The 8623-nt window shown below is 72.7% G+C and carries 8 protein-coding genes; 6 read left to right on the plus strand and 2 right to left on the minus strand.

Going from position 1 to position 8623, the window contains the following annotated elements:
* Positions 1 to 177: 177 nt before the first annotated feature.
* Complete coding sequence (locus ACWDR0_RS33975) at positions 178 to 768, minus strand: lytic polysaccharide monooxygenase auxiliary activity family 9 protein (protein WP_456355691.1); 591 nt, start codon at positions 766 to 768, stop codon at positions 178 to 180.
* A 314-nt stretch (positions 769 to 1082) separates the two neighbouring features.
* Between ACWDR0_RS33975 and ACWDR0_RS33980 the strand changes: the two genes are divergently transcribed.
* Complete coding sequence (locus ACWDR0_RS33980; RefSeq protein ID WP_456355692.1) at positions 1083 to 1559, plus strand: hypothetical protein; 477 nt, start codon at positions 1083 to 1085, stop codon at positions 1557 to 1559.
* A 278-nt stretch (positions 1560 to 1837) separates the two neighbouring features.
* Positions 1838 to 3481, plus strand: coding sequence for an APC family permease (locus tag ACWDR0_RS33985; RefSeq protein ID WP_456355693.1), 1644 nt, complete (start codon positions 1838 to 1840; stop codon positions 3479 to 3481).
* 21 nt (positions 3482 to 3502) lie between these two features.
* Here the strand turns inward: ACWDR0_RS33985 and ACWDR0_RS33990 are convergent, their stop codons facing one another.
* The gene (locus ACWDR0_RS33990) at positions 3503 to 4834 is read right to left on the minus strand and encodes an aminotransferase-like domain-containing protein (protein WP_456355694.1); all 1332 of its coding nucleotides are present in this window, start codon (positions 4832 to 4834) and stop codon (positions 3503 to 3505) included.
* A 220-nt stretch (positions 4835 to 5054) separates the two neighbouring features.
* Between ACWDR0_RS33990 and ACWDR0_RS33995 the strand changes: the two genes are divergently transcribed.
* The 4 genes from ACWDR0_RS33995 to ACWDR0_RS34010 all read left to right on the plus strand — a co-directional run.
* Entirely contained in the window at positions 5055 to 5612 is a 558-nt protein-coding gene (locus ACWDR0_RS33995; protein ID WP_456355695.1) for a hypothetical protein, read from the plus strand.
* 99 nt (positions 5613 to 5711) lie between these two features.
* Entirely contained in the window at positions 5712 to 6713 is a 1002-nt protein-coding gene (locus ACWDR0_RS34000) for a hypothetical protein (RefSeq protein ID WP_456355698.1), read from the plus strand.
* 335 nt (positions 6714 to 7048) lie between these two features.
* Positions 7049 to 7690: a DUF4956 domain-containing protein gene (locus ACWDR0_RS34005; protein WP_456355696.1), complete on the plus strand. Its 642-nt coding sequence runs from the start codon at positions 7049 to 7051 to the stop codon at positions 7688 to 7690.
* The coding region (locus ACWDR0_RS34010; RefSeq protein WP_456355697.1) for a polyphosphate polymerase domain-containing protein at positions 7687 to 8623 on the plus strand (937 nt) is incomplete at its 3' end. The genes ACWDR0_RS34005 and ACWDR0_RS34010, both read left to right, overlap by 4 nt.

Below are 8623 nucleotides of genomic sequence, written 5' to 3' on the forward strand. Positions count from 1 at the left end.
GAGGCTGCCCCTCCGGAAGTCGTGGCGACGCTCATGCTCACACCGTCGGAGTTCACCGCCGAACCGCGTACCACCGCCAACACCGGATGCCCGTTCCTCCGGGCATCCGACAACCGCTCCACCACGCCGGACGGGGCTCGCGGCCGTCCGCCGGGGCACGCCCCGGCGGGCGTGCCGTCAGAACTGCACGTCGGAGCAGGTGTAGAAGGCGTTCTGGGTGTCGGCGATCGTCCAGACCCCGAGGATCAGATGACGGCCCGTCTTCTGCGGCAGCACACCGGAGTGGGTGACCGTCGCGCCCGGCCGTACGCCCCCGAAGGGGACCGTCAGGAACGGCTGCGGCTCCAGATCGGCCCGGGTCAGCTTCTTGGAGGCGTTCCAGCCGTCCTTGGTGACGTAGTAACGGAAGTCCGTGGTGGCGTGCTTCGCGTTGATCCGCCAGACGAAGGTGTGCTCGCTGCCCGCCGTCAGCCGGGTGGCGGGCCAGGCGCCGCCGCGCGGGTCGTCCAGCTCGGAGAAGCGTCCGTTGCCCCCGGCGCAGATGGTGCCGTCGACGGGGCCGCGCTGCGGGAAGCCCTGGAGGCCCTCCACGCTCCACGGCTCCCATTCGATCTGGCCGCAGTTGAGCACCGTCTTGTTGCCGCAGAGCTGCTGGCGGCTGACGGGGGAGTCGACATAGCCGTGGCTCTGGGCGCTGCCCGAGGCCGTGAAGAGAGTGATGCCCGCCAGAGCGGTGGCGAGCAGCGACGCGGTGAATCTGTTGCGCATGCTGTGCTCCATGGGTGGGGGGATGGAGTGGGGTGGGGTGCCGCATGCGGTTCGGCCGATGCCCCGGCGCGCTGCCGGGCGTCCTGGAACGCCCGGAACGGTGCGCGGGCGATCGGATCCTGCTCTAGGTCTAGACCAACTCGGAGAGTAGTGCTCTCCGTTGGGGGTGTCCATCCAACGGATACCCAAATACCGGACGGGCGGCCCGGCGGCCGACGGGGCGCCGTTGACGGCTGGATGGGTGCATGTCAACGTGCATCGCGCACTTAACCGTATGGAGTCCCGCCTGTACGGCGGGCGACAGGAGGTCCGTCATGAGCACCCGCACCCGCAGACCCGCGTTCGTCCCGGCCGTCGCGCTCACCGTCTCCGGAGTGCTTCTCGCCGTCGGCGCGGCCGGTTACGCACACGCCGCGCCCACCGGTGCCCCGGCGCCGCAGGCCGCGGCGGTGTCGTTGCAGAGTGACCCGACACCGGACGAACAGGAGAAGCTGCGGGCGATCGCGGGTGCCATCTGGACCCCGGGACTGGCGGCCGGCTGGAACATGAACGCCGCCGTCGCGGATGTGCTCTCCGAGGCGACGGACCGCATCCTCCAGTGTTCCGCCGCCTTCGCCCTGGTGCCCAAGCCCCCGGGCTTCCGGCCCGGCCTCGGCTATCTGGTCTCGTACTGGCAGAACATCCGGGACTACTTCCTCGCGGTGAGCGGGAACCGCCAGTACAAGGCGTGTGTGGTCTCCACGGCGGCCTATTACCGGTCGATCATCGAGATGGCGTCGGCGGGTATCTGAGCCCGGGGGCGTACGGCGGCGGCCGTACGCCCTCCCGCCCGGCCCTGTCCCGCCCGGCCCCCATCCACCGGGCCCTGTCCACCGGGCCCCGTCCGCCGGTCCGGCCGTTCCGTTGGGCCGACCGGACGGCCCCGGGCCCGGAACCCCCGGTCCCCCCGGCGCGGCGCGATGCGATCCGGTACCGGATTCCTAGAGTGACGGCGGCACTTCCCGTCACCCCGCGGCCGCGCGCCAGCCCGCGTGTGCCGTGCCCGTCCCGGAAGCACGAGGGCCGCTCCATGGCGAAGCAGCGCGCCGCCGCGCCGGCGCCCGGCAATCCGGGCCTGCGCCGGGACATCGGACTGGTCGGTCTGATCTGGACGTCCGAGGGGTCGATCATCGGCTCCGGCTGGCTCTTCGGCGCCCTTTTCGCCGCCCAGGCCGCCGGTACCGCGGCCCTGCTGTCCTGGGCGATCGGCGCCGCCGCCATCATCGTCCTGGCCTTCGTCCATGCCGAACTCGGCGCGGCCTACCCCGTCGCGGGCGGCACCGCCCGCTTCCCGCACTACGCCTTCGGCAGCGCGGCGGGCGCCTCCTTCGGCTGGTTCTCCTGGCTCCAGGCCGTCGCCACCGCCCCCATCGAGGTGATGGCCTCCCTGAACTATCTGAGCGTGCACGCGGACTGGGTGCAGAAGAGCGAGAACCAGCTCACTCCGGCGGGCTACGGTCTCGCGGTCGCCTTCATGGCGTTCTTCGTCGTCGTCAACTTCTTCGGCATCCGCTGGCTCGCCCACACCAACAGCCTGGCGACCTGGTGGAAAGTGGCCATTCCGGTGCTGACCATCGCGGCGCTGGCGGCCACGGCCTTCCACGGCGAGAACTTCGGCCACGGCGGATTCGCCCCCTTCGGCGCGGCGGGCGTGCTTTCCGCCGTCAGCACCAGCGGCATCATCTTCGCGCTGCTCGGCTTCGAGCAGGCGGACCAGCTGGCGGGGGAGAGCCGCAACCCGGCCCGTGACATCCCGCTGGCGGTGATCGGTTCCATCCTGCTCGGCGTGCTGGTCTACGTGGGGCTCCAGATCGTGTTCATCGGTGCGCTGCCACCGGACGCCTTCGTCCACGGCTGGGCCGATCTGACCTTCGCCGACAAGGCGGGCCCCTTCGCCGGTCTCGCCGCCTCCGTCGGACTGAGCTGGCTGGCCGCCCTGATCTACGTCGACGCGGTGATCTCCCCGACCGGTACCGGCCTCATCTACACCACCGCCGCCTCCCGGGTCTCGTACGGACTCTCCCGCAACGGCTATGTCCCGGTCCTCTTCGAGAAGACGACCCGGCGCGGCGTGCCCTGGTTCAGCCTGCTGTTCGCGTTCGTCGTCGGGCTGATCGTCTTTCTGCCCTTCCCCACCTGGCAGAAACTGGTCGGCTTCGTCACCTCGGCGAGCGTGCTGATGTACGCGGGCGCGCCGCTGGCCCTCGGCTGTCTGCGGAAACAGGACCCGGACCGGCACCGCCCCTACCGGCTGCCCGCCGGACACTTCTGGTCCCCGGTCGCCTTCATCGTCGCCAACCTGATCATCTACTGGTCGGGCTGGGACACCCTGTGGCGGCTCGGACTGGCGATCGTCATCGGCTATGTGCTGCTCGGCGCGTCCGCCGCCTTCCGGCTCAACCCCCGCCGCCCCCACCCGGACTGGTGGTCGGCGCAGTGGCTGCCGGTGTACCTGCTCGGCCTCGGGGTGATCTCGTGGCAGGGCGGCTTCTGCAGTACCGGACCGGCCTCGACGGCCGCCTGCGGCGCCACCGGCGCCGTACCGCTCTGGTGGGACATCGGCGTGGTCGCCGCCTTCAGCCTGGTGATCTACTACTGGGCCCAGGCGGTCCGGCTGCCCGCCGGGGAGACCCGGGAGTACATCGGTTCGGTCGAGGTCGTCCCGGAGACCTGACCGCCCGTACGGTGCGCGCGCTCAGTCCCCCACGAGATCGTCCGGCGCGGAGCGCGCCAGCCGGGCCAGGGTGGCCAGGGCGCCGGGCAGTATCTGCGCCGGGGGCGACGCCAGACCGATGCGCACCGCGCCCACCGCTCGGTGCGGGGCCACGGCGAACGCCGAGGCCGGCACCACCCCGATACCGCGCCGTGCCGCCGCGGCCACGAAGGCGTCGGCGCGCCAGCCGGCCGGCAGCTCCCACCAGCAGTGGTACGAGCGGGGTTCGGTGAGCAGGGAGAAGCCCGCCAGCTCGCGGCGGGCGATCTCCTGCCGCTCGGCCGCCTGCCGCTGTTTGGCCAGCACCAGGGCCCGTACGGTCCCGTCCCGCTGCCAGCGCGACGCGGCCTCCAGCGCAAAGCCGGTGGGCAGGCTGCCACCCGCCCGCAGGGCCACCGCGACCTCCGTGTGCAGGGCCGGGGGCACCACCGCGTACCCCAGATTGAGACCGGGCGCGATCCGCTTCGACAGGCTGTCGACCAGCACGGTCAGTTCGGGCGCCAGCGCGGCCAGCGGCGGTACGTCGTCCCGGAGGAACGCCCAGACGGTGTCCTCGATCACCGGGACGCCCAGCCGTGTCACCACCTCGGCGAGCGCGGCCCGGCGCCGCGGCGGCATGGTCAGGGAGAGCGGATTGTGCAGCGTCGGCTGGGTGTAGACGGCGTGCAGCGGCCCGCTGCGCCGGGCCTCCTCGACCGCCTCCGGTACCAGGCCGTCCCCGTCCACGGCGAGCGGGACGACTCCGGCGCCGAGCCGGGCCGCCAGGGACCGCACGGCGGGGTACGTCAGCTCCTCGACGCCCAGTCTGCCGCCCGGCGGCACCAGCGCGGTCAGTACGGCGGCGATCGCCTGGCGTCCGTTGCCGGTGAACAGCACCCGCGCCGGATCGGGCCGCCAGCCGCCCCGGGTCAGCAGATCGGCGGCGGCCTCCCGGGCCGACGCGGTCCCGGCCGCACCGGACGGCCGCAGCGCGGAGTCCAGCGCCCCCGGCCGGACCAGCGTCCCGAGACCGCGCGCCAGGAGGTCCGACTGCTCCGGAACCACCGGATAGTTCAGCTCCATATCGACCGGGCTGCGGCCGTCCTCGCCGAGCGAGGCCGTACCGGGTACGGCGCGGACGAAGGTGCCCCGGCCCACCTCGCCCACGGTCAGCCCGCGCCGGGCCAGTTCCCGGTAGACCCGGCCCGCGGTGGAGGCGGCGATACCGCGCTCCCGGGCGAAGTCCCGCAGCGGCGGCAGCCGGTCGCCCGGCCGCAGTCCGCCCGTCCTGATCTCCTCGGTGACCGCGTCCGCAACGCTCTGATAGTCCGTCAACGTCGGTCCGTCCCCCGTATCCCGCCCGCGGTTCATTGCGCGCATCCAATCACGCGATTGCACCGAGGGCAATGCTGGAGATTGCACCGAATGCCTGCGGGGTTCTAGACTCGGCTCCGTCCGTTGCCCCGTACACGGGGCAGCGGGGCCCGTGGCCTTACCGGGTGGGACCCGGTGCCCGGGCGGGCGGCGTGGCCATGAGGAAGGAACCCGTGGTTCGATGAGCGCGACCCCCCTGACGCGGACGTTTCCGGACTCCCCGCCCCTGCCGCTCTGTCACCGCTGCGACTTCGCCGACCGGCCCTTCACCCGGGAGACCGCCGCCCGGATCCTGCGGGAGTACGCGGACCGCTGGCGCCGTGTCCTCGCCGACCCCGGGACCACCTCCGGCGCCGTAGGCGCGCTCGCCTGGTCCCCGCTGGAACATGCCTGCCATGTCCGGGACATGTGCCTGCTCTTCCATCAGCGGCTCGACCTGACGCTCGGTACTCCGCGCGCCCCGCTGCCGGGCCCGGCGGACTCCGGCGGCCATCTCCCGGCGCTCTACCGCGACGAGGACCCGCGGCTGGTGGCCCGGGAGCTGGTCCGGGCCGCCGGGGCCCTGGCACGGAGATTCGAGACCCTCACCGCCGCCGACTGGGACCACGACGACCCCCGCTTCCCCGGTGAACGGCTCACGGTCGACTTCTTCACCCGCCATCTCCTCCACGACATCGCCCACGACCTCGGCGAGGTCCTCCGGTCCGGCGGCGGCCGGGCGGGGGCCGCCGGCTACTGACCGGCGGGGCGTTGAGCGTCGTCCGAAAACCCCTTGCTCCCCGGTCGGCCTCCTTGGTGGGATGCAGAGGCTTCGAAGGCGGGAGGAGACGGTTTGACGGTGTTCGGGTGCGCGGGCTGCGGTGCGGTCCTGACGGCGGCGGTGTCGGAAGTGGCGTTGCCGGTCCACCTGGCCGACAACCACTGGGAGCAGCTGCACCCGCCACTGCTGGAGTCCGGGTCCTACGCCGTCGACCCCGAACCGTACGGGCTGCCATGGCGGCAGTATGACGAGGTCGGGGCGTTCGAGGCGGCGCGGCGGGGGCGCTTCGCGCCGTTCGGCGCGCTGTCCGACGGACCCTCCGGCACCATCCTTCTCGCGCCCGGCGACATCCGCGGCACCGGGCTGATCCTCGAGCGGGCCGGAGGCTACTGCATGGGGATCGACGGGCGGGACGGGCCGAACCTCGGGTGCCTGGGCTGCGATCTGCCGGTCGGAACGAGGATGGACGACTGCGGGTGCTGGCAGCTCGTCCGGCTCGTCCCGCAGGCAGTGGTGCGGCTGCCCGGCCCACCGGAGCGGCCGGTCATGGACTGGGAGGAGCTGCTGGCCACCGGTGCGCTGTGGCACCGGCTGAGGAAGTACCGGGACATCCCGGCGGGCGTGGCTCTCGCCCAGGTGGTGGTGGCCGCCGGGGGTGCGCCGGTCGAGGTGGCGCGCGGGCCGGTCGCCGAGCTCCTCGGCCGGGCACTCCGCGCGCTGCTGCCCGCCGGGGAAGGTGCGAAGCGGCTGGACCTGGCGGGGCCGGGGTTCGGCGAGCCGGCCACCGACCTGGCACTGGTGCCGGTCCATCCGCAGACCGGAGAAGTGTGGCGGCCGCGTGCCGGGGTGGTACCCGTGCCCATGGATGCCGCGCTCTGGGCCGAGCTCGCCTTTCCGCCGCACCGGACCAGGCTGCCCGCGGTCGGCGGGCTGCCGGCGGGGGTGGAGCGGGACGATCCGCTTCCGCCGCACCCGTCGTATCTGCTCCAGCCGTCCGGGCAGGCGTTCCGGTACACGCTTTCGCGGATGCCCGCAGTCAGGGAACCGTGGCTGCGGGCGATCTACGACCGAGGATGCTGACGCGTCGGAGGCAGTGCGGACCCGGACGTTCGATTCGACGTGTACGGCGCAGCCATGGACCGGGTCGCAGCCGGAACCAGGACGCCCCCTGATCACACATGGCTCACCGGCATCGCACCTGCGACTTCAGCAGCGCGACGGCCGCCCGGAACACGCGCCGCGGAACCGGTCGATGAGGGACCTCTCATTTCCCGGTGAACGGAATCTCACCGCCTCTTTTGCGGAAAAGGAAAGGGCTTTTCCCTTCCCTTTGCGCGGTGCTCGTCTAGGATTCCCGGAAATCCCGGCCCGGCCCCGTGTTTCCGTGCCCGCCCGCCTGCCCGAAAGGTGCCCCCATGGAGTCGCTGAGACAACTCGCCGCCCACTTAGCGCTCGACCTGTTCGCCGTCACCCTCCTGGCCTTCGCCGTCTACTACCCGCGCCATCGCCGCCGCGATCTGCTGCCCGCCTATCTCGCCCTCAACGCGGCGCTGTTCACGGTCGTCGCCGCACTCGCCCGGGCCGGCGACAGCGGCGGTGCCGCGCTGGGATTCGGTCTTTTCGGCGTTCTCTCGATAATCCGGCTGCGCTCCGATTCCATCCAGCACGAGGAAGTCGCCTATTACTTCACCACTCTGGTCATCGGACTCATCTGCGGACTGCCGGACCTCACCCTCACCGAAGCCGGTGCCCTGACCCTGCTGCTGCTCGTCGTGGTCTGGGCGGCCGACCACCCGAGGCTCTTCGCCCGCTCCCGCCGGGCCGTGGTCACCCTGGACGCGGTGTACGCCGACCCCGCCGATCTGCACGCCGAACTCGGGCTGCGGCTCGGGGAACCCGTCAACTGGACGGTGCTGGAAGTCGACTTCGTCCGCGATCTGACCGTGGTGGACGTCCGCTACCGGCTGCCGAAGTCCGCCGCCGCGGCCCCGCGGCCGGACGCCGGGAGCGCGGTCCCGGACCGTGCCGGTGAGCGGACCGAACTGGAGGCCGTATGACCACCGCCTCGGCGCCCGCGGTCCACCCCCGGAGCGCGGGCACCGCGGGAGGGCCGCCGGGGCAGCTGCCGCTCCCGCAACTGGACCCGGTCGCCGGGTCGGTGCTGGGCGCGCCCGCCATCTCCCTCGCCGAAGTGCAGGCCAGGGCCGAGCTGATGGCCCGCTTCGACCAGGCGTATCTGGTGCCCGCCGCCGTCTTCACCGGACTGGTCGCCCATCTGACCGACCCGGACCGCCCCGGCGGGCCCCTGCGGGTGCTCAGCATCGACGGGCGCCGCTGGTTCCGCTACCACTCGGTCTACTACGACACCCCGGACTGGCGCTGCTTCCACGAACACCGCCAGGGCCGCCGACGGCGCTTCAAGATCAGAGAGCGGGTCTACCGGGACTCGGGGCTGCGCCAGTTCGAGATCAAACTGAAGAGCGGCCGGGGTGAGACGGTGAAGCACCGGCGCCCGCTCACCGGTGCGGACACCCCGCTCGACGCACCCTTCCGGCGCTTTCTCGCCGACCATCTGCACCGCGCCTACCGGATGGCCGCCCCGCCGGTGCTGCGGCCGTCCGTCGTGACCGACTACCGGCGGGCGACCCTGGTCTCCGACGGCGAGCGGATCACCTGCGACCTCGGGCTGCGCTGCCACGACGTCCGGGCCGGCCGCGCGGTCCGCAGCGATCCCGGGTTCGTCCTGGTGGAGACCAAGACGGCCGGACGGCTCACCGACGCCGACCGCTACCTCCACGCCCACGGTGTACGGCCCGCCGTGTTCACCAAGTACTGCGCGGCGATCGCCGTCCTCCGCCCGGGGCTGCCCGCCAACCGCTGGCGCCGGGCCGCCGGCCCCGCCGAGCCCCCCGAGCCCTCCGACCGCGCTGAGCCCTCCGCCCCCGCCGAGCCCGCCCTTCTCCCGGCCGCCCCGCCCGTGCTCCTGCACA

The sequence above is a fragment of the Streptomyces sp. NPDC003691 genome (assembly GCF_053981115.1).

Coding starts and splice junctions, on each gene's coding strand:
- ACWDR0_RS33980 (WP_456355692.1), top strand. CDS start 1,083: ATGAGCACCCGCACCCGCAGACCCGCGTTCGTCCCGGCCGTCGCGCTC.
- ACWDR0_RS33985 (WP_456355693.1), top strand. CDS start 1,838: ATGGCGAAGCAGCGCGCCGCCGCGCCGGCGCCCGGCAATCCGGGCCTG.
- ACWDR0_RS33975 (WP_456355691.1), bottom strand. CDS start 768: ATGCGCAACAGATTCACCGCGTCGCTGCTCGCCACCGCTCTGGCGGGC.
- ACWDR0_RS33995 (WP_456355695.1), top strand. CDS start 5,055: ATGAGCGCGACCCCCCTGACGCGGACGTTTCCGGACTCCCCGCCCCTG.
- ACWDR0_RS34005 (WP_456355696.1), top strand. CDS start 7,049: ATGGAGTCGCTGAGACAACTCGCCGCCCACTTAGCGCTCGACCTGTTC.